The 25,590-nt window shown below is 33.0% G+C and carries 27 protein-coding genes, 6 tRNA genes and 1 pseudogene; 25 read left to right on the plus strand and 9 right to left on the minus strand.

All coding sequences use genetic code 11. From position 1 onward, the window contains the following. Window positions 1-13: 13 nt before the first annotated feature. On the minus strand, window positions 14-994 hold the full coding sequence (locus tag QZN45_RS05125) for a radical SAM protein (RefSeq protein WP_296800981.1): 981 nt from the start codon (window positions 992-994) through the stop codon (window positions 14-16). A 194-nt stretch (window positions 995-1,188) separates the two neighbouring features. Here QZN45_RS05125 and QZN45_RS05130 point away from each other — a divergent pair. The 8 genes from QZN45_RS05130 (at window position 1,189) to QZN45_RS05165 (ending at window position 3,080) form a co-directional block, all read left to right on the plus strand. Beyond that, window positions 1,189-1,261: transfer RNA gene (locus tag QZN45_RS05130), tRNA-Asn, on the plus strand. 7 nt (window positions 1,262-1,268) lie between these two features. Next, window positions 1,269-1,342 (plus strand) — tRNA-Ile (locus tag QZN45_RS05135). Between the two features lie 27 nt (window positions 1,343-1,369). Beyond that, window positions 1,370-1,444: transfer RNA gene (locus QZN45_RS05140), tRNA-Glu, on the plus strand. 56 nt (window positions 1,445-1,500) lie between these two features. Further along, a tRNA-Leu gene (locus QZN45_RS05145) sits at window positions 1,501-1,583 on the plus strand. 29 nt (window positions 1,584-1,612) lie between these two features. Further along, window positions 1,613-1,688, plus strand: a tRNA-His gene (locus tag QZN45_RS05150). 105 nt (window positions 1,689-1,793) lie between these two features. Then, window positions 1,794-2,201 carry a Holliday junction resolvase Hjc gene (hjc, locus tag QZN45_RS05155; protein WP_292609802.1) on the plus strand — a complete coding sequence of 136 codons (408 nt, stop codon included), beginning with the start codon at window positions 1,794-1,796 and terminating at the stop codon, window positions 2,199-2,201. A 56-nt stretch (window positions 2,202-2,257) separates the two neighbouring features. Further along, window positions 2,258-2,405, plus strand: a tRNA-Trp gene (locus QZN45_RS05160). 60 nt (window positions 2,406-2,465) lie between these two features. Next, window positions 2,466-3,080 carry an MBL fold metallo-hydrolase gene (locus tag QZN45_RS05165; RefSeq protein ID WP_296811555.1) on the plus strand — a complete coding sequence of 205 codons (615 nt, stop codon included), beginning with the start codon at window positions 2,466-2,468 and terminating at the stop codon, window positions 3,078-3,080. Here QZN45_RS05165 and QZN45_RS05170 read toward each other — a convergent pair. Both QZN45_RS05170 and QZN45_RS05175 read right to left on the minus strand, forming a co-directional pair. Continuing rightward, window positions 3,069-3,719 carry a TrkA family potassium uptake protein gene (locus tag QZN45_RS05170; protein WP_292609800.1) on the minus strand — a complete coding sequence of 217 codons (651 nt, stop codon included), beginning with the start codon at window positions 3,717-3,719 and terminating at the stop codon, window positions 3,069-3,071. The genes QZN45_RS05165 and QZN45_RS05170 overlap by 12 nt on opposite strands. A gap of 57 nt (window positions 3,720-3,776) precedes the next feature. Then, on the minus strand, window positions 3,777-5,210 hold the full coding sequence (locus QZN45_RS05175) for a TrkH family potassium uptake protein (protein ID WP_292609799.1): 1,434 nt from the start codon (window positions 5,208-5,210) through the stop codon (window positions 3,777-3,779). Window positions 5,211-5,293: 83 nt separating this feature from the next. Between QZN45_RS05175 and QZN45_RS05180 the strand changes: the two genes are divergently transcribed. Beyond that, complete coding sequence (locus QZN45_RS05180) at window positions 5,294-6,361, plus strand: UPF0104 family protein (RefSeq protein WP_292609798.1); 1,068 nt, start codon at window positions 5,294-5,296, stop codon at window positions 6,359-6,361. Window positions 6,362-6,531: 170 nt separating this feature from the next. Beyond that, window positions 6,532-7,384: pseudogene (fhcD, locus tag QZN45_RS05185) on the plus strand (formylmethanofuran--tetrahydromethanopterin N-formyltransferase). A 186-nt stretch (window positions 7,385-7,570) separates the two neighbouring features. Here the strand turns inward: fhcD and QZN45_RS05190 are convergent. Continuing rightward, window positions 7,571-8,704, minus strand: coding sequence for an NAD-binding protein (locus QZN45_RS05190; RefSeq protein ID WP_296811559.1), 1,134 nt, complete (start codon window positions 8,702-8,704; stop codon window positions 7,571-7,573). Window positions 8,705-8,773: 69 nt separating this feature from the next. On the opposite strand from QZN45_RS05190, the gene QZN45_RS05195 reads away from it, so the two are divergent. Further along, window positions 8,774-10,315: an NAD(P)H-hydrate dehydratase gene (locus tag QZN45_RS05195; RefSeq protein ID WP_296811562.1), complete on the plus strand. Its 1,542-nt coding sequence runs from the start codon at window positions 8,774-8,776 to the stop codon at window positions 10,313-10,315. Beyond that, a complete protein-coding gene (sfsA, locus tag QZN45_RS05200; RefSeq protein WP_296811565.1) occupies window positions 10,302-11,018 on the plus strand; it encodes a DNA/RNA nuclease SfsA in 717 nt (238 codons plus the stop codon). The genes QZN45_RS05195 and sfsA overlap by 14 nt, the downstream gene beginning before the upstream one ends. Here the strand turns inward: sfsA and QZN45_RS05205 are convergent. Then, window positions 10,968-11,693, minus strand: coding sequence for an NAD-dependent protein deacylase (locus QZN45_RS05205; RefSeq protein ID WP_296811568.1), 726 nt, complete (start codon window positions 11,691-11,693; stop codon window positions 10,968-10,970). The genes sfsA and QZN45_RS05205 overlap by 51 nt on opposite strands. 116 nt (window positions 11,694-11,809) lie before the next feature. On the opposite strand from QZN45_RS05205, the gene QZN45_RS05210 reads away from it, so the two are divergent. Beyond that, entirely contained in the window at window positions 11,810-14,131 is a 2,322-nt protein-coding gene (locus tag QZN45_RS05210) for a transglutaminase domain-containing protein (protein WP_296811571.1), read from the plus strand. A gap of 66 nt (window positions 14,132-14,197) precedes the next feature. On the opposite strand, the gene QZN45_RS05215 is transcribed toward QZN45_RS05210, so the two are convergent. Then, on the minus strand, window positions 14,198-15,376 hold the full coding sequence (locus QZN45_RS05215) for an argininosuccinate synthase (protein WP_296811574.1): 1,179 nt from the start codon (window positions 15,374-15,376) through the stop codon (window positions 14,198-14,200). Between the two features lie 340 nt (window positions 15,377-15,716). After that, complete coding sequence (locus QZN45_RS05220; protein ID WP_296811576.1) at window positions 15,717-17,639, minus strand: IGHMBP2 family helicase; 1,923 nt, start codon at window positions 17,637-17,639, stop codon at window positions 15,717-15,719. A gap of 31 nt (window positions 17,640-17,670) precedes the next feature. Here QZN45_RS05220 and QZN45_RS05225 point away from each other — a divergent pair, with 31 nt between their 5' ends. Beyond that, window positions 17,671-18,426, plus strand: a complete 756-nt coding sequence (locus tag QZN45_RS05225; protein WP_296801003.1) for a succinylglutamate desuccinylase/aspartoacylase family protein — start codon at window positions 17,671-17,673, stop codon at window positions 18,424-18,426. Window positions 18,427-18,495: 69 nt separating this feature from the next. Here QZN45_RS05225 and QZN45_RS05230 read toward each other — a convergent pair whose 3' ends face one another. Further along, window positions 18,496-18,978 (minus strand): hypothetical protein, encoded by a 483-nt coding sequence (locus tag QZN45_RS05230; RefSeq protein ID WP_296811579.1) that lies wholly within the window; start codon window positions 18,976-18,978, stop codon window positions 18,496-18,498. Window positions 18,979-19,188: 210 nt separating this feature from the next. On the opposite strand from QZN45_RS05230, the gene QZN45_RS05235 reads away from it, so the two are divergent. Beyond that, window positions 19,189-19,905, plus strand: coding sequence for a metal-dependent hydrolase (locus QZN45_RS05235; RefSeq protein WP_296811582.1), 717 nt, complete (start codon window positions 19,189-19,191; stop codon window positions 19,903-19,905). Here QZN45_RS05235 and QZN45_RS05240 read toward each other — a convergent pair. Then, a complete protein-coding gene (locus tag QZN45_RS05240; RefSeq protein ID WP_296811584.1) occupies window positions 19,902-20,864 on the minus strand; it encodes an arsenic resistance protein in 963 nt (320 codons plus the stop codon). The two genes, QZN45_RS05235 and QZN45_RS05240, sit on opposite strands and share 4 nt — an antisense overlap. Window positions 20,865-21,159: 295 nt before the next feature. On the opposite strand from QZN45_RS05240, the gene QZN45_RS05245 reads away from it, so the two are divergent. Genes QZN45_RS05245 through QZN45_RS05290 form a run of 10 tightly spaced genes read left to right on the plus strand, consistent with a single transcriptional unit; the run spans window position 21,160 to window position 25,589 of the window. Next, window positions 21,160-21,474 carry a monovalent cation/H+ antiporter subunit E gene (locus QZN45_RS05245; protein ID WP_292609786.1) on the plus strand — a complete coding sequence of 105 codons (315 nt, stop codon included), beginning with the start codon at window positions 21,160-21,162 and terminating at the stop codon, window positions 21,472-21,474. Between the two features lie 37 nt (window positions 21,475-21,511). Further along, complete coding sequence (locus QZN45_RS05250; RefSeq protein WP_292882593.1) at window positions 21,512-21,778, plus strand: hypothetical protein; 267 nt, start codon at window positions 21,512-21,514, stop codon at window positions 21,776-21,778. Beyond that, the gene (locus QZN45_RS05255) at window positions 21,775-22,197 is read left to right on the plus strand and encodes a cation:proton antiporter (RefSeq protein WP_292882596.1); all 423 of its coding nucleotides are present in this window, start codon (window positions 21,775-21,777) and stop codon (window positions 22,195-22,197) included. Before QZN45_RS05250 ends, QZN45_RS05255 begins: the two co-directional genes overlap by 4 nt. After that, entirely contained in the window at window positions 22,190-22,432 is a 243-nt protein-coding gene (locus QZN45_RS05260; protein ID WP_292609783.1) for a DUF4040 domain-containing protein, read from the plus strand. Before QZN45_RS05255 ends, QZN45_RS05260 begins: the two co-directional genes overlap by 8 nt. Continuing rightward, window positions 22,432-22,818: a cation:proton antiporter subunit C gene (locus QZN45_RS05265; protein WP_292609782.1), complete on the plus strand. Its 387-nt coding sequence runs from the start codon at window positions 22,432-22,434 to the stop codon at window positions 22,816-22,818. The genes QZN45_RS05260 and QZN45_RS05265 overlap by 1 nt, the downstream gene beginning before the upstream one ends. Then, window positions 22,811-24,265 carry an energy conserving hydrogenase EhbF gene (gene ehbF, locus QZN45_RS05270; RefSeq protein ID WP_292609781.1) on the plus strand — a complete coding sequence of 485 codons (1,455 nt, stop codon included), beginning with the start codon at window positions 22,811-22,813 and terminating at the stop codon, window positions 24,263-24,265. The genes QZN45_RS05265 and ehbF overlap by 8 nt, the downstream gene beginning before the upstream one ends. Continuing rightward, on the plus strand, window positions 24,262-24,597 hold the full coding sequence (locus QZN45_RS05275) for a hydrogenase (RefSeq protein ID WP_292609780.1): 336 nt from the start codon (window positions 24,262-24,264) through the stop codon (window positions 24,595-24,597). Before ehbF ends, QZN45_RS05275 begins: the two co-directional genes overlap by 4 nt. Next, on the plus strand, window positions 24,590-24,868 hold the full coding sequence (gene mbhE / locus QZN45_RS05280) for a hydrogen gas-evolving membrane-bound hydrogenase subunit E (protein ID WP_292609779.1): 279 nt from the start codon (window positions 24,590-24,592) through the stop codon (window positions 24,866-24,868). The genes QZN45_RS05275 and mbhE overlap by 8 nt, the downstream gene beginning before the upstream one ends. Then, complete coding sequence (locus QZN45_RS05285) at window positions 24,865-25,341, plus strand: MnhB domain-containing protein (RefSeq protein WP_292609778.1); 477 nt, start codon at window positions 24,865-24,867, stop codon at window positions 25,339-25,341. The genes mbhE and QZN45_RS05285 overlap by 4 nt, the downstream gene beginning before the upstream one ends. Further along, a complete protein-coding gene (locus QZN45_RS05290; RefSeq protein WP_292882601.1) occupies window positions 25,338-25,589 on the plus strand; it encodes an energy-converting hydrogenase B subunit J in 252 nt (83 codons plus the stop codon). The genes QZN45_RS05285 and QZN45_RS05290 overlap by 4 nt, the downstream gene beginning before the upstream one ends. Window position 25,590: the final 1 nt, after the last annotated feature.

Below are 25,590 nucleotides of genomic sequence, written 5' to 3' on the forward strand. Positions count from 1 at the left end.
TTATTAATCTAAATTAATATTTATTTTTTAATGATTCCTTAACATATCTTTTAATAAATTTGTCAAGTTCCGGTGAAACATCACTTTTTTTCTCACCTAACTTACTTTTATCTGTAAAAGTTCCTTTCAGTTCACGTCCTGCCCATTTAACTTCTTCTTCGACTCTTTTACCATATTTTGTCCCAAACATTTTAAATAATGGGAATTTGGTTATTCCATTGGCTCCACTTAATATTAATATTCCAATATTTGCAAGGTTATCGATCCATGTTCCACATATTATTTCAATATCTGGAAATGCAAGTCTGACCTGGGCTACGACTTGGGCATAATAAATGGATGCAGGTTGGGATGAGTTTGCATAAATAGTTTCTTTATGTGGATTTAGGGAGTAGAATATTACTCTGTCAATTTTATGATTTTTGATATAATCAATAACATATTGGACATCATCTAATGTTTCACCAAGTCCTAATATTATTGTTATTGCTTTTTTAAATCCTAAATCTCCGGCTACATCTAGCATATTGCTTATATCATCTAATTTTTTAGAAGGACAAACTTTTTCATGGATTTGTGGATTCGCTACTTCAACAGCTCCGGTTATTCCTTTAATTTCTGAGCCGTATTCATTTAATTCATCTGTTATTCCAGTATTTAACCAAACTCCTTCGCCGGTAATGTCTTTTATTGTTGTTGCAATTTCTTTTATCTCCTGTGTGGTGAATGATTCATATCCTCCGGATAAAAATTCAATATTCCAGTCAAGACGTTTGCACATTTCTGCTTCTGCATAAATATTGCTTATGTTTCGTCTGGCTTTTTTGGGGTCTTTAATTTTGTTTTTTTGTGTTGACATATAACAAAAAGCACAATCTCCCTTATCACACCACCAGGATAAGAAAACAGCTCTTTCAAGTGTAATTAAGTTTCCATGATGTTTTAAAGTTGTTTCATTAGCTTGTTTAAGCATATCAAATATGTTAGAATCCATGTTTTTATATTGATTCTTAAAGTTTATATATTAGTTCATATAATCTATTATTGTAAAATTATTTTGTTTTTTCCAATAAAGTGGAAAAAACCAAAAGCTTTATATACTATGCTATGCATAGTTATTATTACTGTTTAAAGTCTTTTGATTTTTAAACATGGGTTTTATTTGGTTGAGTAGATGGGTTATTATATGCCATCGTAGCTCAGTAGGTAGAGCGTTCGGCTGTTAACCGATTGGTCACAGGTTCGAGCCCTGTCGATGGCGCTTTTAAGGGCCCATAGCTTAGCCAGGTAGAGCGTCCGGCTCATAACCGGAAGGCCATGGGTTCGAACCCCATTGGGCCCATGTTACTAAAACTTTATTTATATGTATGCTCCGGTGGTGTAGTCCGGCCAATCATTTCGGCCTTTCGAGCCGAAGACTCGGGTTCGAATCCCGGCCGGAGCATTAAAAAATTTGTTAAGATTTTTAATGGTTTCTATAGTATCCTTTCTTTTTTATAAGCGGGGGTGCCCGAGAGGCCAAAGGGGACAGGCTTAGGACCTGTTGACGCAGGTCTACCAGGGTTCAAATCCCTGCTCCCGCACTTTAACATATTTTTTTATTTGTACTCATGCCGGGGTAGGGTAGGTGGTCATCCTCCGGGACTGTGGATCCCGGGACTCGGGTTCGAATCTCGGCTCCGGCCCCATTTTATAAAAACTTTTTTTTTAAGATTTTTTCATTACTTTTCAGATGCTCTCTCATTTAGTTTATATATGTTGTTTTTACAAATTATTGAGTATAAGGTGTTAATATGGCTAAAAAAGGTTCAGCCGAAGAAAGGGATTTGGTACATAAACTTTGGGAAAGGAATTTTGCAGCTATGAGGGCTCCAGCATCTGGAGGTGCAACTAAAAATCCATTACCTGATGTTGTAGCTGGAAACGGTAAATTATATTTGGCAATTGAGGTTAAAACGACTACTAAAGATAAAGTTTATATCGATGCTCCTCAAATTGAAGCACTTTGTGAATTTTCAAAAATATTTGGTGCGAAGGCTTATATTGGAGTTAGATTTAAATACACTAAATGGTTGTTTTTAGAACCTAAAAATACTCCTCGTACTCGTAATGGAAATTATAAAGTAGAAAAAGATTATGCTCTTGAAAAAGGCTTTGAAATTGATGAAATAGCTGGAATTGATAAACAAATGAAATTTTAGTTAAATGGTAATGTTTATATATAATTAAAATATATCTATTATTGTATGTTATATGTGGGGTTATGGTGTAACCTGGCATCATCTGGGACTCCAGTTGTCTTTGAAGAAATATACGCGTAACTGAACAGTATCCGTTGTGATGATCAATTGGAGTACTGAGGCAAGAGAAATCCCAGGATCGGGGTTCAAATCCCTGTGACCCCATTTTTCTACAAAACTTTTTTTTCAAAAATTTTAATTACTTTATTGTCAATATTATTCTTCATGAGTTCTAATGATATTATTTTTATTTTAGGTTTTAATTATGATTCTAATTGTTATTTGATTAATGGCAATACTTTAGTGGATACTGGTGCGGGAGATAATAAAGATTATCTGTTCTCTAAACTTCGTGAAAATGGTGTTGAACCGGAGAATATTGAATTAATTATCAATACTCACTGTCACTTTGACCATATTGGTGGAAATTATCTGTTTCCAAATGCTAAAATTGCAGTTCATAAAGCGGATGCAATTTCAATGAAAAATGAAGATTCTTTAGGCACATCAATGTCTGCCTTTTCTCATGAGGGCAATTCGAAAGTGGATATTGAGCTTGAAGATGGTGATGAAATTGCAAATTTTACAGTCATTCATACCCCTGGTCACACTGCCGGCGGAATCTGTTTATGGGATGGTGAAAACTTAATATCAGGCGACACTATCTTTGCTGGTGGTGGAGTCGGTAGAATGGATATTGGAGGAAACTATGATGATATGAAAAATAGCGTTGAAAAATTGACAAGGTTAGATATTAAAAATATCTATCCCGGCCATGGCCCTATTGTAGAAAATAATGGAAAAGAACATATTAAAATGTCTTATTCTCTACTTCTCTAATTTTTTAGAAACTTTTTTAAAGTTTCCTCTTTTAACAAGAACGGAAACTTTCTCTCCACGGCTAATGGTATTGTCCGGCTGTGGAATAACTAATTTTCCGTGTTGGTACGTAGCAATAATAATGTATTCTTTTGTTGGGGAAATGTCTTTAAAACGTTTTCCTATTATTTTATCGTTAGTTATTGTCATATCAAGGATTTCAGCATCTCCTTCCCCAAGTGTGATTAATTCAGCAACATTTGGTCTTGTAACGATTTTTTGAAGATATCCTGCTGCTGTAATCTCTGGACTGATTACTTGGTCTATTCCAACTTCCTTAAATGCTTCTTCGTGATCAGGATTACTTACACGTGCGATTATATTTGGAACATCATATTTTCTAACGAGAATACATGAAAGTAAGTTTGCTTCATCATTTCCGGTTGTAGCAATAAAGAAATCAGCATCCTCAATATTACTTTCTTCAAGCAACTTGGAACTGGTTCCATTTCCACAAATAACCAATGCATCAAGCTCTGCTGCAACTTCGCTACATAATGACTCGTCACTTTCAATTAATGTAATGTCATATCCATCTTCAATTAATAAATTCGCAAGTGCAAGTCCAACACGACCTCCACCCATAATGATTACATACATTAAAATCGCCTCAATTATATTTTGATAATCAATATTTATTTTAGGACATTATAAATATTATCTTTTGAAAATTTCAAAAAATGCTCTTAATGTAATTAATACTGGATATATTTCCAACCTTCCGGTCCACATGTCGAACATGCTCACAATTTTTATTATTGGATTTAATGTGTGGTTGACTATTCCAAGGTCCAAACCGTTGTTACCTTGAAGGGACATTGCTGCAAATAAGCTTTTAAATGGGTCATAGCCATATAGACAGAACAAAGCCCATGTAAACATTATAAACATCAGGTATAAAGTAATGTAATTTCCCGCTTGTGATATTGCCTTTTCAGGAATTTTGTGACCATTTAATTTAACCGCAACAACACGGCCTTCAGGGGATAAAATTTCTCTGATGTGCCTGTATATTCCCTTGAAAAATGTAATCATTCTCACAAGTTTTATTGCACCTACAGTGGATCCGTTTGATCCCCCAGTCAGCATCAAACACATTAAACAGATTATGACAAACGGTGGCCAACCTGCCATTTCAGCAGGCATTGCAACACTTGCACCGGTGGTTGTAATTGCTGAAACAACTGTAAATAACAAATCTATCGGCACGATGTTTGAGATAAAGTAAAGTATTACAGTAACAAATGCTATTACTCCAATTATTACTTTGAATTGCAAGTCATGAATTAATGATTTTCCTCTTGTTTTAATAACCTTATAATGCACTAAAAAGCTGGTAGCTCCTAAAATCATTAAAACAATTGAAATAAGGTATATTATATCATTTTGATAGTAGCCCATATTGGCATTTTTTATGCTCATTCCGCCGGTTGAAATTATATGGAATGAATTGCAGATTGAATCAAAAAGAGGCATTCCGGCTAAAACGTATAATATCACTCCAAAAACGGTATAAATTGCATAGATTTCCAATGTTTTTTGCAGTGTGGTTTTAATACTTGGTTTAATCCTTTCATCACGAGCTTCTGATTGGTAAAGTTTTGATGAAACGGATCCTGGTTTTGTCAAAACACCAATCACCATAACAACAACTCCCAAACCTCCAATCCATTGTTCGAGAGCTCTAAAAAATAAGATACTATGAGGTAATATTTCGACATCTTCAAACATGGTTATTCCGGTACCGGTTAATGCGGACATGCTTTCAAAAACACCATCAACAATCGGTATGTTTGTAGATAATGTAAAGACAATCCCTCCGATAATACTTGCCCACAACCATGCAAAGGATGAAATCATCATTCCATGTTTGAGCCGCATTTTTTTAGGTGTAGAATTTTCAAAATATTTTTTAAAAGCAACTCCTAAAGCAATAGAAATCGCTGCAGGTATTACAAAGCTAATGACATCAAATTCAAAGTATATTAAATCGAATATTAACGGAACAAGGCACATTATTCCGATTCCTATCATAAGATACCCTGAATCCCTTGCAACAATTAACAAATCACTTTTAGTTATATACCTCATTATTGTATTACTTTGAATAAATATCTATATAAATTTATAAGTAAGAAAAAAATTATAATTATAATAATAAGTAGGTAAAATTTATGGACCGCAAAACTATATTTTTATTGATATTTAGTGTAGCTATTTTACTCGTAATGTTGTGGTTTGTTGGTATTGACCAAGTTATCGATGCTTTAAAAATGGCAAATCCACTTATCATAGCGTTAGCTATTCTAACTCAGGTTTTTACTTATTTTCTATATACTTTGCGTTGGCAAATTCTTAATAAGCTCACTGATAAGGATGTTTCAATTAAAGAATTGCTTCCGATGGTGCTTGTTGGTCTTGCAGTAAATAACATTACTCCGTCTGGACGTGGTGGTGGAGAGCCTGTAAGGGCATATGTTCTTGCTAAACGTAAGGACTATCAGTTTGAAGAGACATTTGCAACTGTTGTGGCCGATAGGGCGTTGGATACATTTCCATTTGTTGTATTGGCAGCCATTACAATTGCCGCAATGGCATTGTATTTTAATTTTGATACATGGTTGCTTGTTGTAATGGTTTTGGCAGTTATTGCAATTGTTATTGTTTTGATGGTCATCATTTACATGTGTATTAATCCTGGTTTTGGTCAAAGAGTTGATGGATGGATTATTGGTCTTGTTAGAAGATTTTATAAGAAAAATTCTGAAGAATTGGAGCAAAAGATACATGATGCAATTTTAGGATTCCAGGACACAATGAAATTATTGATTTCAAATAGAAAGGTCATGTATTATACTATCCCATTGTCTTTTGTAATTTGGATTTTTGAAATTATCAGGGTTTATTTGGTATTCATGTCATTTGGAGCCAATGTAAGTCTTATTACTATTGGTGAAGTATTCATTGTCGCATCATTGGTAGGTATGATTCCACTTCTTCCAGGTGGTTTGGGAGCTATTGATGGGGTGATGATTATTTTCTACTCTGCTGCAGGTATTTCATCTTCAGTAAGTGCTGCAGCAACTGTTGTTGAAAGGTTAATTTCCTTTTGGATGGCTACAATTATCGGTTTGGTAATATTGCCTTATTATGGTTCATCAGTATTAGATAAGGTGTCAGCATCATCATCTGGTGAAATTGAAGAATCAATAAATGAGGAAACGGACGATATTGATAAATAATTCATATATTTTCACACTTTTTTTGTTTAATTGGAATGTAATTTTCAAATAGAAAACTTTATTTTAATAATAAAATATATCTTTAAATGTTGTAGGAAATTAGTTTAATTTATAATTTTTTTTAAATTATTTTTTTTAATCTAATTTTCAACGAACTTAATGGTGAAAAAATGGAAATTAATGGCGTAAATATACAAGATACCTTTGCTGAAGGTTTCGGAATTAAAGTATCTAGATTAATTATTACTGCAGCTACTAAACATTTAGCTAAAATTGCAGCTACTGAAGCTACTGGATTTGCTACTTCAGTTATAGGATGTCCTGCAGAAGCAGGTATCGACCAATATGTTCCTCCAACTGAATCTCCGGATGGAAGACCTGGTTATGCAATTATGATTTGTCACATGTCTAAAAAATCTTTAGGCGGACAAATTATGGACAGAATCGGACAATGTGTTTTAACTGCTCCTACTGCAGCAGCATTCAACGCTCTTGAAAGTGAAGAATCCTTCCCAACAGGAAAACAACTCAAATTCTTCGGTGACGGAAATGCACGTTATTCCTATCATGTCTGGTGAATTCTTAGTAGAAGATGAAATGGGATGGAAAGATGGAGTAGCTGGTGGAAACTTCTTCATTATGGCTGATAGTCAAATGGCTTCAATCGTTGCTGCTGAAGCTGCTGTTGATGCTATTCACGCAGTTGCAGGTGTAATTACTCCTTTCTCCGGAGGTATGGTTGCTTCTGGTTCTAAAACTGGTTCCAAATACTCTTTCATGAGTGCATCTACCAACGAAAAAGAATGTGTAACCTTAAAAGATCAAGTAGATACTGAATTACCAGAAAACGTATTCGGAAACATGGAAATCGTTATTGATGGTGTAGACGAAGAATCAGTTAAAGCTGCTATGAAAGCAGGTATTGAAGCTGCTTGTCAAGTTCCTGGTGTTATCGAAATCGGTGCTGGTAACTACGGTGGAAACTTAGGTCCTTACCAAATTCACTTACAAGACTTATTCTAGAGAGATTAACTCTCTTTTCTTTTTTTTATTTTAATTCTTTTGATTGATGGCAATAATGTTTGATTTCAAATTGAATTTGTTATTGTTCTATTCTTATTGGTTCTTTTTTTTTAAGTATAAGTGGTCTATCAGCTTTGACTATTATATCTAAAATGTAAGTAAAATTGCTGTAAAAGATTATAGGTATTATTTCTCTAATTCTTTTTTTGTTATTTTGGCAATTTCTTTGTCGGATAAATTTTTTCCAATAATTTCTTCTTTTTTTTCCAGGTCTTTTATCAATAATTCTAATGCTGTATTGTCCGGACCTGAAATAACATGTGAATGAAGGTTATTGACCATCGTGTAGAGGTTATCTAAAGATTTTTTAGCATCAGGATGGCTTTTTAAGTAATCTCTAAAATTTTTACCGTCTTGCAGGTCTTTTGTTATAATTCTGCGTCTGAGTGGTGTTTCAATTCCTGGAATGTGGTAATCAATGTTTTCTAGAGTGCAGTTGTGTTTGCTTATGACTTCAAATTCGTCATAGATTTCATCTGATGTGTGTCTGACTGTTAACCTTAAACTATGTGGTTTTGCTGATTGATAATATAGGTCTTTTCCACCAACTATTTCTGGTGAAACAATTTTGTTTGCTCCTGCTCTTTTAAGTCGGGATTTATTTTCAAGTTTACTGCATCTTGATACAATCCATGCATCAGGATTGGTTTCTCTGACTGTTAAAACAATAAATAAATTTGTCACATCATTTCCAATACTGATAATTACACTTTGGCATTTTTCGCCAGCTAATTTTGCAATTAAATTATTTTCAGTTGCATCTTCATTAATGACGACAACAGAATTACTTTCTTCAATATTGGCACTATTCTCTTCGTTTTTTTCAATTAGGATTACATTCTGATTTCTTTGTATAAGTTCTTCAAGAACTACTTTTCCAACTCTACCATATCCACAAAGGATGTAGTATTCATCCATTTTATCAATTGCATTCATTTTTCGAACTCCCTTCGAATATTTCCCCACTTTTTCCTGAAAATTTGTTAAGATAACGTTAAATACATATGCGAGTAATACTACTCCACCTAATGCCAATGTTGTTGCAAATAGTTTTTCAATACCTGTATCTGGTATGTAATCTCCATATCCTACAGTTGTCATTGTAATGACCGCATAATAGATGGAATCAATTGGACCCAGACCCAATATGATGTATGAACCGATAATTCCATAGGCGAATAATAGTGCTATTAATGCCACGCCTGTAGCGGCATATCGTGTAGGCAATTTTGTCAAAATTTTTCGTGTGATTTTTCTCATATGCTTTTTCCTTATATTTAAGATAATTATATTTATATCCGATACTTATATTTAATTTAAGGTGATTATTTGCATCCGATTGATATGATGGTTACAGACTATAATTGTGAATATTTGGGATTATCAAGGTTATGCTTGATGGAATCTGCGGGAAAATCTCTTGCTGAAGAGGTTGGTAAAATTGCAGTTTATACTTTTGCCAAGCCTGTAAAAGTTGTTATTTTCACAGGTTCTGGTGGAAATGGTGGTGATGGATTTGTTGCAGCACGTTACTTATTAAACAGAGGGTATGATGTTGATATTTATATGCTGAAAGAAAATATTCGTTCTGATGATGCAAAAACTAATCTGGAAATTTTAGAAAATATGAAACCTCGTTTGTCACGTTTAAACATTTATAATTTAAAAACTCTTGAAGATATCAATTCATGCGAAGTAGCTCAAAGCAAAGATTCGGAATTCGTTATTGTGGATGGACTTTTAGGAACTGGAATCCATGGAAAATTGCAAACAAATATCAAAAGGGCAATTGAAATTATTAATGAATCCAATGGAATTACAATAAGTGTTGATGTGCCTTCTGGAATGGATCCTTTAACTGGTGAAATAAATGATTTGGCAGTGGTTCCGGATTATACAATAAGTTTTCATAAAATTAAAACTGGTGTAAGGGATGCCGATGAAGAACTTGTTGGGGGTCTTGTAACTGCAGATATTGGAATTCCGTTCGAAGCAGAATATTTCGTTAATTATGGTGATTTTTTAAGGCTAAAAAATCGTGATTCATCATCTCATAAAGGTAATAATGGTCGTTTGCTTGTAATTGGTGGAAGTAAAGATTATTCCGGTGCTCCGGCTATTGCAGGAATGGCTGCAATTGGGGCTGGAGCCGATTTGGTTTATGTTGCTTCCCCTCAAAATGCTGCTGAAGCCATTAAATCAACCTCTCCAGATTTGATTGTGAAATCATTGGAAGGTGATAAATTATCTTTAAAACACTCTGATGAGATTTTATCTCTTGTTGATAATGTAGATTCGGTTTTAATTGGTCCGGGTGCAGGTATTGATGAGGATACTTCAAAGTTATTCAATATTTTGGTTACAAAAATTAAAAAACCGATTGTTTTAGATGCTGATGCGTTAAAACAGGTTGAATTGTCATTAATTAAAAATCGTGAAGATATAATTTTAACACCTCATATTTTTGAGTTCAAATCATTTTTTAAAGTTGAGAATGATTTAAAATTGGATATTGATTCATATGACTTTTCTAAAGTTGATGAGAATATTGCCGAATTCCAAAAGATTATCCGGCAAATTAAAGGAACTGTTGTTGTTAAGGGAAAATATGACTTGATATTGTCTGGCAACAAGTTTAAAATCAATAAAAGTGGTAATGCTGGAATGACTGTTGGTGGAACTGGTGATGCTTTGGCGGGTATTTCTGCCAGTTTATTATCTCAGGGATTATCTTCTTTTGACTCGGCCAGTTTGGCAACATTTATCAATGGTCTTGCAGGTGATGAAGCGTATAATATTAAAGGTAATGGATTTTCAGCTACTGATTTGGTTTCATACATAGGCAGTGTGATAAAAAATGGATTATGTTAAGGGAATTTTTAAAGCAAGGCCAAATAGATTCATAGCAGAAGTTGAGGTTGATGGCAATTTGGAAATTGCTCATGTCCCAAATACTGGCAGATGTAAGGAACTTCTAGTTAAAAATGCTATAGTTTGGCTTAAGCCGTCTGATAATCCAAACAGAAAAACAAAATTCTCACTTCATTTTGTAGAAAATAAGGGTGTGTTGGTATCACTTTACTCACAGCAAGCTAACAGTATTGTGTATGATGCTGTTGTTGAAGGTAAAATAAAGGAACTTTTAGGTTATAATCATCATCAAAGAGAAAAAAGTGTAGACAATTCAAGGATAGATATATACTTGGAAAATTCAAATGGTGATTCCTGCTTTGTAGAAGTGAAAGGGGTTACTCTAATCATTGATGGTGAAGCGAGATTTCCGGACGCTCCAACTGAAAGGGGTGCAAAACACCTTAAGGAATTAATTAAACTTAAAAAAGAAGGAAATCGCTGTTGTGTGTTTTTCTTGATTCAACATCCTGCAGGTGAATTTTTCAGACCGAACTGGGAAAATGATCCTATATTTAGTCAGACATTAAACGAAGCATATGCTGAAGGTGTTGAAATTCTTGTTTATAGGTGTGATAATCAGTTAAGCGGTATTGAATTAATTCTCGAGCCTTTAGATTTTGATTTGGGAAAAAGTTTCACCAATCGCATCGTTGATAACTAATGTTGCAAGGTTATCGTATGGTGTTTCGCTTTTATTAATCAAAACTAAATTTTTTCCATTAAAATAATTAATCAATCCTGCTGCGGGGTATACGACAAGTGATGTTCCGCCAATGATTAATGTTTCTGCATTTTGTATGTAATCGATTGCAAAACTTAAAACCGCATTGTTTAAGGGTTCTTCATATAATACGACATCTGGTTTAACAATTCCACCACATTCGCATCTTGGAATTCCTTCACTTTCTAAAATATGATTTAATCCATATTCTTTTCCGCAAATTTGACAGTAATTTCTTTCGATACTTCCATGCAATTCTAAAACATTTTTGCTTCCTGCTTTTTGATGAAGCCCATCAATGTTTTGGGTAATGACTGCCTTTAATTTGCCTTTTTTCTCCAATTCTGATAGTTTTAAATGTGCAGGATTCGGATTTGCATCTTTGAAGATGAGATTGTCCTTATAATAATTAAAGAATTCCTCTGTATGATCCATATAATAGGTATGTGAAACTAAATTTTCTGGTGTGTCTCCATATTTTTCAAGGCTTTTAAAAATGCCGCTTTCTGACCTGAAATCAGGTATTCCGCTTTCTGTAGAAACACCTGCTCCTCCGAAAAACACTATATTTTCCGATAAGTCAATAATTTCTTGCAATTGTTTGATTTTAGACATGATATTGTGTATATTGTTGATGCATATTATTCTTTTGTATGAAGGAATGTCTTTAAAAAAAGTATATTAACATCTAAAATAGATACTTAAATAATCATCTAGGGAGGTTAAACTAATTGAATAAGAAAATCTCAATTTTCATATTTTTAACATTATTCTTTATATTTTCAATTAATGCAATTTATGCAAACGATTTAAACATGTCTGATATTACATCAAGTTCTAGTGAATCTAATATTGAAAATAAAATTCATGAAAATGATTTAAATACGTTTTCAGCCAATCATAGTGGTGCTATTTTTGAAGAATCCTTTAAAAATCAAACGGAATTTACAGAAGCGTCAGCCAGCATATATTACACCGCACCTTGTTGTATAACACTAAAAGATTCTAATACAAATGAGTCTTTATCAAATAAAAGCATTAATTTTGTCATAAATGAAGTTAATTATACTGTTACAACAGATGATGAAGGCATAGCTAGTGTCAATTTAAAATTAAAACCTGGAAAATATACTGCTAATGCATATTTTTCAGGTGATGACTCATATGAATCTTGCAATTTGACCACTAAATTTAATGTGTTACCTACAATTAAAGCAAAAAACATATCAAAATATTATAATGGCGATACACCCTATAGTGCAACATTTTTTGACAGTCAAGGTAATGCTTTATCAAATGCTGAGGTTGTCATAACGGTCAATGGAAAATCATATACCAGAAAAACTAATGGTAAAGGTGTTGCAAGTATGCCTATTAACTTAAAACCAGGAACTTATAAGGTTGTTTCAACAGATTTGATTACTGGATATAATTTGACTACCACTTTTAAGATTTTATCAACTATTAGTTCCAAAAGTATTAAAAAAATTGCAGGGGACAATAGAAAATTCAAAGCAAAATTTTTTAAGAGCAATGGGAAGGCATTATCCAATCAAGTTATAAAATTCAAACTTGATGGCAAAACATATAAGGTTAAAACAAATTCTAAAGGTCAGGCAAGTTTGGCATTGAAAAAACTTAATAAGGGAACCTATAAAATTATCTGTTACAATAAGGATGGATATTCAAAAGTGTATAAGATTAAAGTCTATAATATAGTATCCACCAAATTAATTACTAATTATTACAAACTCCTTCCAAAGGATAGTAAAGTTATTAAAGTCAAATTAGTGACTAGTTTGGATGATTATCTGATTTCCGGAAAAGTTATTAATATTAAAATTAATGAAAAAACCTTTTATAAGAAAACGAATAATCAGGGTATTGTATCCCTTAAATTGCCATCTCTTAAAAATGGCCTTTACACTGTCAAGTACAGATATGATGGAGCAAAATATTTCAAAGCATCAAAAGCTAAAAATTTTGTTGCTATACTAAGTACTGCCAATACTGCATTGAAAGTTAAAAGTACAAAAACTTTTGGTTATGGTGCAGGTACTTTATTTAAGTTATCCTGTACTGCGGGAAATGTTCCAATAGCTAAAAAATCAGTTACAATCAAAATCGGTTCTAAAACTTACAAGAAAAGCACTGATATTAAGGGAATTGTATCAATACCTATTAACCTAAAAATTGGCAAATATGTTATTGATTATGGAACAAAGGGTGATTCCAAATTAAATGGAAGTTCTGGTTCTTCTATAATAAAAGTTATTAAAAGAAGTGAATCTAAACTTACTTGGAAATGTGGAAGTTCATATAAAGATTATTCACAATCTTTTAAAGTTTTATTAACCGATTTGAAAGGTAAAGCTATTTCTGGCCAAAAAATTAAGTTAACTATAGATTCTGAAACATATGCAGCAACCACGTCTTCAAGGGGTTATGCTAAATTTAAAACTGATGCTGCAATTGGAAAATATAAAGTTTCGGTTAAATTTGGTGGAAGTAACTATTATCTTAAAAGTTCCACTTCAAAATCGATTAATGTTAAACTCACAAAGCTTATTGGTGGAGTTAATGAGAAAAATACTGTACGTTATTTAAGTCAATACCTTAAGTCCTCTTATCACTGTCAAGTTGGTAATTCAAGGATAAAATCGATAGTAAATTCATTAACACGTGGTTTGACTAGTGATTTGGATAAAGCAAAATCCATATTTAATTATGTAAGGGATAATGTGGAATATAGTGGTTATTATAATACCAAATATGGTGCCGTAGGCACATTAGCAGTTAAAAAAGGAAACTGTGTTGACCTTGCACATTTGTTGGTTGCCATGTATAGGACTGCAAATTTAAAATCAAGATATGTTCATGGGACCTGCCATTTTAAAAGTGGATATATCGGTCACGTTTGGGCTCAAGTTTTAGTTGGTAATACCTGGATTTGTGCTGATGCATCGGATAATATTAATTCTTTCGGAAAAATAAAGAATTGGAATACAAATTCGTATAGTTTTCATAGTAGATATTCAAGTCTTCCTTTCTAATTCTTTTTTTTCAATATTTTTTTAGAAGGGATTACAAAAAAAGAAGTAAAATGATAGCTATTAAAGCTATCTGTTTAATTTTTGATAATTTGCTGCTTGAAGGCCGTGGTATCTAATCATACCTTCGACATCTTTTTGGTCGGTTTCCTTGTCTTCAAAGGTAATTTGTTCTATGCTGTGTATACTGAATGGAGATTTTCTGGAAATCGGTTGTATTGAACCTTTGAACAGTTTCATTACAACTTCTCCACTTACTCTTTCTTGCATCTTGTCGATTGCTTGATCAAGGTCGTCTCTTAGAGGTTCTTGCCAGAGTGCCCTGTAGACAAGTTCAGCATAGAGTCCGGATACATATTCGGCAAATCTTAACTCTGAAGTTGTGAAAACCAATTCTTCCAATGCTTGGTGAGCAGCAATTAATAATTTTGCACCAGGGGTTTCGTATATTTCCCTACTTTTAATACCAATCATTCTGTTTTCAATGATGTCTACTCTACCGATTCCGTGAGCTCCTGCAATTTCATTTGATTTTTTGATAATGTCGAGTAAAGGCATCATTTCACCGTTGATGGCTACAGGAACACCTTCTTCAAATTCGATAGATACTTTTTCCGGTTCGTCTTTGGCATCTTCCCATGAAGCAGTCCATTCGTAGATGTCTTCAGGAGGTTCGTTTGCAGGGTCTTCTAGGACGTCCCCTTCGATTGCTCTTCCCCAGAGGTTTTCATCAATACTGTAAATCTTATCGTAGCTTAATTCGATTCCTTTGGATTCTGCATATGCCTTTTCTTCAGTTCTTGTTAGATTCATTTCTCTTATTGGTGCAATGATGTCCAAATCGGACATTGCAAGAATTATTGCTTCGAATCTGAATTGGTCGTTTCCTTTTCCGGTACAACCATGTGCAATTGCAGTTGCTCCTTCTTTTTCAGCTACTTCTACAAGTTTTTGGGCAATTAATGGTCTTGCAAAAGCAGTACTTAATGGATATCCTTCGTATTCTGCATTTGCTTTGATTCCACGTGCAATGTAATCGTTGGCGAATTCTTCTTTAGCATCTATATTGTAGTGTTTTAATCCTCCAATTTTAGCTGCACTTTCTTTTGCTTTTTCCATTTCTTCTTCGCCTTGACCTACGTCTACACATGCGGTAATAACTTCTACATTGTATTTTTCTTCTAATAATTTAACACAAACGGAGGTATCTAATCCTCCACTGAATGCTAAAAGTACTTTATCAGTCATAAAATCACCATATTAATTTCAATAAAAATGAATAATCATTATATACTTATAGTGTTAATAGTATTTAAAATTAATAAAAAAATTGAAAAAATTTAAATGAATGATGACCTATCATTTTTTAATCTTTTTATATTTAATTTAAAATTAGTTATTTCATTATTCTATTGGTAATAGGTTTTTAAATAGTTTTGACAGAAGAAAACTCTTAATTGAGGGCATAATTGAGGTTGAAAGTTATATGGACATTTTGAAAAATCAAAACCTCAATTAAGAGTTTCGAGTTCATATATTACTCGCTAATATTAAATTGTATTTCATAGTATATAAAGTTTAGGCATACCTAAACTTTAATCAGTAAATTTTCACTCTCGACAAATTCAATCAGTCGGGAGTATGTCGGATTGTTTTTTAAGGTATCCTTATTTCCAATTATTATTAATTTTCTTTTCGCTCTTGTAATTGCAACGTTCAAACGTCTTAAATCATTTAAAAATCCGATGTTTCCGTGTTCATTGCTTCTTACTGTTGAAATGATGATGATTTCCTTTTCCCGTCCCTGGAATCCGTCAACGGTTTTTACTTCAACAGGAGTATTTTCCTGGATAATCTTTACCTGATCTGCATAGGGGCTAATGATTCCTATATCCTCCTCCTTAACTCCTGCAGTCATGTAATCCTGAGCAACGCTAACAGCAATTTCAGCTTCTGCCTTATTTATTATTGATTTGGAATCCTTCAGGTGATTTTCATGATTTTTTTCAATTTGTGAAGTGTCCATAAAAAGAAGTGCCTCTTCATTATAATTGGAACCAATGATGTCTTTTATATTGATTGAATCCACGCTTGTATCACTCTTCAAACTGTTGTTGTAAAACTCGGAGTTCGGAAACTTCATTAAAAGCTTATTCATTCTGTACTGAACATTTAATAATTGTGATTTATGGGGATACTTTCTGATTAAGGCTTCAAATAATGTATTTTCAAGTTCTCCCGCTTTTGTACTTATAATTGTTGGGGGGAGTTGCTTGTGGTCTCCTGCAAGTATGAATCTATGCGCCTTTGCAATTGGGATTAGAACGCTTGGTATGGTTGCCTGTGAAGCTTCATCAATAATTGCAACATCAAATTTGGTTTTTGCAATGGATTCAAGTGCAGCTGAAGAGTTTGTTGCGAGGATGACATCACTTTCTTCAACGATATTTCGAATCATTTTATTTTCAATTCTTTTGATGTCTGCATGCAGTTCATCAATTTCCTGATTATATTCAATCCATTGTGCCATGGACTGCATTTTTTCAGCGCTTATTCCCCTTCCACCTTTTCCTTTTGATGCATTGTATAATATGTCGTAATCTCCAAAGCCACGTCTGAATTGCGGTGTCGGTTTGGTATAGGACTTTCTTTTTTCGATTAATCTTTCAATTTTTTTGTAAATTTTTTTGATTTTCTTATTCAACTTATGCTTTTCAACCTTATACGCTAAAGAATATGTGATATTGTTTTTTGAAACCCTTTGCGGATGGCCTAATCTGGTCAGATTCAATTTTTTATTTGCCATCAGGCGCTCTAGGATGTTGTCTATTGCCGCATTACTTTCAGCGGTTGCAAGCACCTTATGATTCTGCCGGGTTTCCTGTGATATCAACTCAACTAATGTTCTGGTTTTCCCTGTTCCGAACGGCCCATGAATTAAAAAGAAATTTTCACATGATAAACCATGTTCTATTGCTATTTTTTGTGAATGATTTAAGTTTTTATCAATATAATCAATATAAGGGGTTTTTCTATCTTTTTTAGGGTTTCTGTCAGTTAGCATGTACTCCAATGCGTTTTTTCCCTTTAAACTTAAATGCTTTAGGTTGTCTTCCATTCTTCTAAATGTGATGTCATTTGCATATAGATCTATTCTCACCTTCTTTTTCAGCGCCCATTTTGGAATTCTTTTATCAAAGGCAACCTTGATGAATCTGGCTCCTTTTTCAGTAACTGTTCCAGTCAAATCACTTCTTAACGGGTTATCTGTACTAATCAGCACCATGTCTCCAACGCTGATTTCGGTATCTATTATGTCTGACCTTCCAAATTGAACAATTTCTAGACCTAATTCTTTGCCCATGCGTTTTCCTTTAACCTTGTTGATGGCTCTTCCCAGTTCTTCCCTTTTTTGTCCTGACATTGAACTGATTTCATGTGTCATCAGGTCAATTTCTGCATCCCGTTCATAATTTATGAGCCTTATTAATTTTTTAATATACTTTTTCACTTTAATCCCTAATTTATAAATAAGAGCGTTTATGTATAATATTATTATGGATTTTGAAAAAGTGGAATGTGTAGATAATTTGGAAATGAGCTATATTTCAAATTTATCTGGAGGTTATATTTCAAGAAATACACATGTGTTCAATCAAATTGAATTAAATGAGTTAAATAAGTTTATTTTAGAAAAATCTGTTTTTGGAACACCTATATTTAAGTTGGGGCATGGTGAAAATAAGCTTTTGATTCTATCTGGAATACATGGGAATGAATTGCCTTCACAAATTGCAAACATTCGACTTTTAAATGAATTGGTTGATAAAAAAATAAATGGTACTGTTTTTTTCATTCCTTTTGCTGCTCCAAAGGCGACAATGGAAAATAAAAGATTATTTAATACTTTGGATTTAAATAGGGCATCTCATGTTAAAAATTCACTAAGCAATCTCATAATTCAAAAGATTGAAGAGTTGGGCATTAGTTTTGTAGGGGATTTTCACTCTACCGCTTTCAATTCAAATCCAGGGTTTGAATCAATATTTTCAACTAAATCTCCAACTGCAGAAAGCTTTTTGATTGCAAATTATATTGCAAGGGATATTGACAGTAGAATCATTGCACTGGACTGCGCTGGTGAATCTTATATGGGGGCTGTTGAAGATGTATGCAATGTAAGGGGCATTCCTGCCATAACTGGTGAGGTTCTGTCTCCTTTTGCTAGTGTCGGTGAGGGTAGTGTTGAGAGGTCTTATCTTCAGATGAAAAGTTTTTTATCATACTTTGGGATTTAAATTTGGGTATTTTTTTTTAAAAAAGGTTGATTCAACTCCCGTTGGTTGTGGGAGCTCAATCAAATGAATTTATTTTAGAACAGATTCGATAGCAGATTCATTAGAAGCGACGATTTCAACTACTTTTTCGTTTACACCATAATCAAAAGTAAATAAGCCATCATCGGTTATTAAAAATCCATCGTGTCCTCCTATGGTTTTATTTTCTGAATTTGTTGGTGCTGTAATATTATGTATTCCACCATCTGCGAAGAAAACTTTAATTAATATTGTTTCATTTCCTTTTTTAAGTTCACAGACAGATACTTTTGCACCCTCAAAGTTACCTTTGCCATCAGCACCTACATCTCTTGCAGATTCGTTTTCTTTGTATCCGTCAGGGATGGTAAATTTTTCATCTTGTATTTTCAATTCGTTGTTGTTAATTTGTACTGATCCACCATCTGAGTTGGTGTCACTTCCAATATTGAAGCTCCAGTCTGCTGCGCTTGCAGCACCAATTGTAATACAAATTGCAATTAATGCAATTAATACAATTAAACCTTTTCTCATTTTTTCACCTTTTTTTTTAAATAGTTTGTATAACCAATTAGGTTATGTAATGTATATTTATTACATTCCCTATTATTATATCATTCTAAAATTTAAGATTTTTGAAAATTTCATTATTTTTGATAAATTATTGTATGCTATGACTTCGATTACTTTTCACATGCTCTCGGAAAAGTTATTTTTAATATATTTAAGAATGATTAATATAAGGTGATTTCAATATCTTCTTATAAAGGACACTCAGTATTTGCACTTTTGCTCGCATTGATGTTTTTTCACAATCCTCTGTTAATTGCTTTAACATTTATCGGTGTAAATATTCCGGATTTTGATCATAAGTTTAAAAAAGATCGTGTTTATAAGTTGATTATTTTAGGATTGATAGTGTTCATTTCACTTTATATCCTTAAATTACCTTATTTCGTAGGATTGATTATTGTATTCTTGGGGATAACATTCTATTTTTCGGAACACAGAAGTTTTACACATTCAATATTTGGGGCTTTGGTGTTGACTTCTGCTGTTTCGCTGATAATAATCTGGAGTTATGAATTGGTATTGGGATTTACTATTTTGGATAATTCTTATCTGATTATTGCTGTTTTGATAGCTCTTTTAAGTTTTTTATTTTTAAATAAAAAATTATTGCTCGTATTTTTGCCGGTGTTCTTTTTAAGTTTATTTTTTATAAAAGATGTGGATTTTAATTATATTGAAATAGTGCTGGCATTATTTTTGGGGGTATTTTCTCACATTGTCTTGGATTCTTTTACACCTGCAGGAATTAAGATTTTTGCTCCATTATCTTCGAAAAAGGTTTATAAACGTTTTGGTTTGATTTCAATTTTTATATTGGTTATTTTTGCAATTATGTATCGCTTGCCTATTTTGTTTAAATTATTTGAACAGTATATTTCAATGTTTTAGAATCTACAAACAAAAAACAGTCCTGAATCCTTAATCCACAGGCAGAATTTTGACACGATATAAAGTACTGGCAGTTCGATTAAAGGGCCGATGACCAATGCAATTGATATCAGTTCATGTCCTGGAAATGAGTTAATTGCAATTGCTAGTGCCAATGGGGAATTTCGAGCCAATGTTGTCATTGTTAAGCTTGCGTATTCCGAATAGTTAAAGTTAATTTTTTCAGACACAAGCAAGTCGATTATTGCATTTGCAATGAAAAACAGGATCAGTGGAACAAATATTGTCAATACTGAATCCAGATTTTCAAATAGCAGTTCTCCCTGTGATGCAAATATGCAAAACACAGCAAGTGATAGAAACCAAATTTGAAGTGAACTGAATAAATTCGCTGCCTTTTCGTTTAATTCATTGTTTAATATGAATTTAACAATCTGTGCTGCTGTGAATGGAATTACAATAACTATAATGAGTGAATACATAAGTTGTGTATAATCCATGGAATTTCCGCTTGAAAAAAACAATATCAGATATGCTGGAAGCAAAACAATCTGAAGCACCAGATTAATTGGCAGTATTGACAGGCTTAACGGCAGGTCTCCTTTAGCCATTTTTGTAAATACCAAGTACCAGTCTGTGCAGGGTGTTAAAATGAGCATGAAAAATCCGATTAATATGTCAACGTTTCCTTTCAAAAACAGTGATCCGAGGAAATATCCGAATAGAGGAGTCCATATGAAATTGATTATCAGGCTGGTTGACGTAAACTTAACATTTTTGAAACTGTTTTTCAATTCGGACAATGGTACTTCCAAAAACAATCCGAAAAGCATTAAGCATAAAAATATGTTGATTAGACTACTTGTGTTGTCTGCAATAATTTGTATGTTGGAAAATATTAATCCTATAATCACTGCTGAAAATATTATTATAGGTTCCAGTTTTTCTACCAATTCCATATTCACACCATTATTTAGGTATGACTAAATTTATTTTTAATATTATATAATTATTGCCGTGAAATATTGTTGTTCAATTATTTGTTGTTTTAAATTTTGGGTAGGGGTATATTTTCTTTAAAAAGATTATATTCGTTTATCTATTTTTTTTATAACTATTGATATAATTAATACAGATTTCAATCTGTTTTTTTAAAAAAGCATACATTTATAATAAATAATCATGATAAATATTAATGTTATTTAAGTCAATTTTTTTGACTTTTAATCATAATAATGAAATGGAGCTTGTTTAATGTTTTTGACTAGAATCGGCTATGGAATTGCTTATTTCGTAGTTCTTATTTATGAAGTGATTAAAGCAACAATCGACGTTGCTTTTAATTCAGTTTTAAGGAGAAACATTGATCCTATTGTTGTCGATATTGAAACTGTCTTGGAAAGACCTGTTTCTCAAACAATATTGGCTAATAGTATATCTTTGACTCCTGGTACTTTGTCTGTTGATTTGGACAGTGAAAATAACATTATCAAAGTAGCTGCTATTTCTCCAAGAAGTAAAGAGGATATTATTCCTTTTGAACCATATATAAAGAAAATGTTGGAATAAATATTTTCTTTTTATTAATGAAATCGAGTGAGATAGTATGGAAATATTACTTATAGCAAAATATCTTGTGGTTATTGCATTAATTATAATGATGTTTGCCGCTTTAAGAGCAAGTGCTTATAAATCTACATCAATGGGACTTTTAGGAAGTTCTGTAGTTGTTGTTGCTTTTGCAATGGCATTGCTTGTTGGTGGTAGTATTTATGACCTTAATTTTTTTAGGGATATCTCATTAGCATTAATATTCTTTGGTTTCGTAGGTACTGTTGCTTTTGCTGTTGTTTTGGGAGGGGATGATAAATGATAGAGTATATTCAGTCAGCCCTTCTTATCATATCAGCTATTTTAATTATAATTTCTGCAATAGGAATCTTAAGTCTGGGTAAAGATACCAAGAATAAAGTTTATGCAAGAATCCACATTGTAGGTTTGTTTGATATTGCATGTATAATTGCTATGATTGGTTTAGGCCAGTTTTTACTTGCTGGAATTTACTTTATCTTAGCACCTTTCACAGCACATGCAATAGCTAACGCTTATTGGAAAAGAGAAGATAGAGAAAATAATTCAGAATTACAGAATATTGTTGAAGATGTAGATGAAAATCATCCATTTTTACATCCTAAAGAAAAAATGCAAGCTTTAGAAAGTGAAAATTCAGAAAAACTTAAGGCTGATGAAAGATTTTCAGTAACTACATTGGAAATTGATGAGGGTGAGTAAGATGTTGGAATTAGTATTGGGTATTGTAATGATTTTAAGTGCAATTCTTGCTCTTATTCAAAAAGATTTATTGAAAGCAGCAATCTTAACAGGATTTTGTGGGGGAGCTATGGCCGTATTGTTCCAAATTTTATTGGCTCCTGATGTTGCTTTGACACAAGCTATTGTTGGTGCAGCAATTATTCCTGTATTCATTGCTTTGGCTGTTAAGAAAACTCAAAGGGAGGATAGCTGATGGCGCAAGTACAACTTATAATATTGATTACGTCTGTTGCATTAGTCATTATTGGACTTTATTCTGCAATATTCATTGACAATATTATAAAAAAGATTATTGGTATTAGTTTTATAGAAGAGGGCGCTAACTTATTTATTGTTGCCATTGGTTATAAAGCAGGTGGTGTTGTACCTATTTTAATGCCTGGAATGGATACTTCATGGTTTGCATCTAATGCTGCTTATCCATTGCCTTTCGGTTTAGTGCTTACCAGTATTGTAATTGGTGCAAGTACATTGGCAGTAATGCTTGCGTTAGTAATGGTTTTATATAAAAAATATGGCACTTTATCTACTAAAGTAATGCTGGCAGATACATCAAAACAGGAGGAATACAATGAATGAATTAATTCCACTTATGGTTATCGTTCCATTGATGGCAGCATTGCTTATTAGTGCATTTTCAAGGTTCAACACAGTAACAAAGATTTTCGCTTTTGTTGTTGCAATTTGTCTTCCGATTATACCAATTGCTTCTAACTATGGTCTTCATTACTTTGGTGGATATGAACCTATGTTGGACAATGTCACAAATGTGATGTTCCATCCGGCAATTACCTATTCATTCACATTCTTGCAACAGATATTTATTGCGATGGTTGGTCTTTTAACATTCTTAGTTATTTTCATTTATTTAACTAAATATAAAGAAGTTTCCGGACCTTATCTGTTCTTGTTGTTCTTAGGTACTGCTGCAGTGACTGCAATGTTATTGACTGATGATATTTTCCACATGTTTGTGTTCTTTGAAATATTGGCTCTTGCACAAGTAGGTATAGTTGCAGCTTCATCAATTAGTTATAGTAATGAAATGGCCTTAAAATACATGATTTTAGGTTCAATCGGATCTCCAATGATGCTTCTGGGAATTGGATTCCTATTGGCAATGACTGGTAGCGTAAATATTACCGATATCGCTGCTGCTGTTCACAATGGTTTGGTTGATGTTACTTCTCCAGTATTCTTGATGTCACTCGCATTAATATTCTTCGGTTGGTTATATGCTTCTGGTTTACCGCCGTTCCATACCATCAAGTCTGGAATTTATTCAAAAGCAGAACCTCATGGTGCAGCATTGCTTCAGTCATTCACTGTCATTTCCATGATTTCAATCGTATTGGTCATGTTTAGAATCTATTCAACACTTCCTATATTTGAAGTCCTCATAGTCTTCTTCTCTATCTTGGCTATGATTTTAGGTGTTTCACTCGCACTTACTCAAACAGACTTCAGAAGAATGATTGGATTTTTAGCTGTTGGAGAATTAGGTTTCATTGGTCTGGGTATTGGTCTTGGTACTCAATATTCAATAACTGCAGGTCTTTTCCAGGCTTTGAATGAAATTACTATTACTGCATTATTATTCATTGGATTTGGCGCTATAGTCAATGCAACTAATGAAGTCGATACAAGAAAACTGGGTGGACTTTTAGCTTACCATCCAAAAGTAAGTATTATGCTTTTAATTGGTGGGCTAGCAATGGCAGGTGTTCCTCCATTAAGCGGTTTCCAATCTAAATTAATGCTTGTTCAAGCTTCTTTAAGTTGTGGATATCCGGAAATATCCATTTTGGCTATTGTGGTAAGTATTGCTACATTTGTAGTATTCGTAAAAACATATTACTCAATGTTTTTAAAACCAAAACCTAATGATTTGGATGTTGAACATAAGGAAGTTCCACGTGCGATGATTTTTGCAATGGGAATTTTATTGATTATTGTTATTGCATTCGGTGTATATCCTGATGTTGTAACAAATGGAATTTCTAACTTTGTAGGAGGGATATTATGAAACTATATGATCAAATTTTTGATATTGTAAAACAATTCAAGAAATTGTTTTCACCAGGTCCTGTAACTAATGCGGATGTTTCAGGTATAGTTACTGCGGAAATTTTCTTAATAGTTTCATTGGTTCTATCTGCAATATTATTAAGACATGTAAGTGTTTTACTTGCAGGTTTGGTAACATTGATATTGACAATTGTGTTGATTTCTAGTATTCCACTTATTCCTAAATTTAAAATAGAACAGGATGATTCATTAGAGAAAATGTTGTTTTATGCAATTGTAACGCTGGCGATACTTGGTGTATTCTTGTACTGGGGTGGTAATCTTGTCTAAAGCTACAGTTCGTAATTTGCTTGCAGCAATATTGACTGCATTGTTTTCAATTACTTTGGCAGATGCCGTATTCCACATAAGCAGTATAATTAATCCTGGCGTAAGTAATATATATAATGCATTAGGAACTCAGATTGCTCCGAACATGGTTACTGTCGTAATTTTTGATTTCAGGGCATATGATACATTAGGAGAATCAATTATATTGTTAACTGCCGGTTTGGTGGTATTGCTTATATTTGGTAGAGGATTATTGGGGGATAAACGATGAGTCAAGGCAGCATGATTTTAAAACTTATATCTTTACCAATTTCAATCATATTGATTTGTTTAGGGATAATGACCATTCTTGGAGGACATATAACTCCGGGTGGAGGTTTCCAAGGTGGTGCAATGATAGCTAGTGGAATTATATTGTCTATACTTGTTTATGGTTTAGGTAATTCTCCACTGGAATTGTCTCATACATATATTGAAGTTCTTGAATCTGTTGGTGCATTAGGTTTTGTCATTTTCGGATTAATCGGTTTATTCGTTGGTGGATTCTACCTTTATAATGTAGGTACTGATGTGTTAAATATCGTTCCTGCAGCTATTCAAAATGTTTTCCACTATCCTGATGTTACTAATGCAGGTATAATTCCATACCTCAATATATTCGTTGGTTTGAAAGTATTTGTAGGATTATCCTCAATTGTTATTGCATTTGCAGGATTTAAGAAGATTGTGGAGGAGAGTGAATGATGTTAAGTTTAGGACCTATAATATTTGGATTGATATTGGGTTTAGTTATCGGTTCTCAGATTAAACTTGGTGTCAGCGATACTCATTTCACTCTTGGATCATTTGTAGTAATTTTTATTGCAGGTATTGTTGTGGCATGGCAATCTGGTAATTATCCATTTTACACAGATTTACCGATATCCACTGCATTTCTAGCTGCTTTAATTGGAATTTTTGTAGGCAAACTACTATTTGCAAGGAGTAAATAAG

This window comes from uncultured Methanobrevibacter sp. (assembly GCF_900314695.1).
Taxonomy (GTDB): Archaea; Methanobacteriota; Methanobacteria; order Methanobacteriales; family Methanobacteriaceae; genus Methanocatella.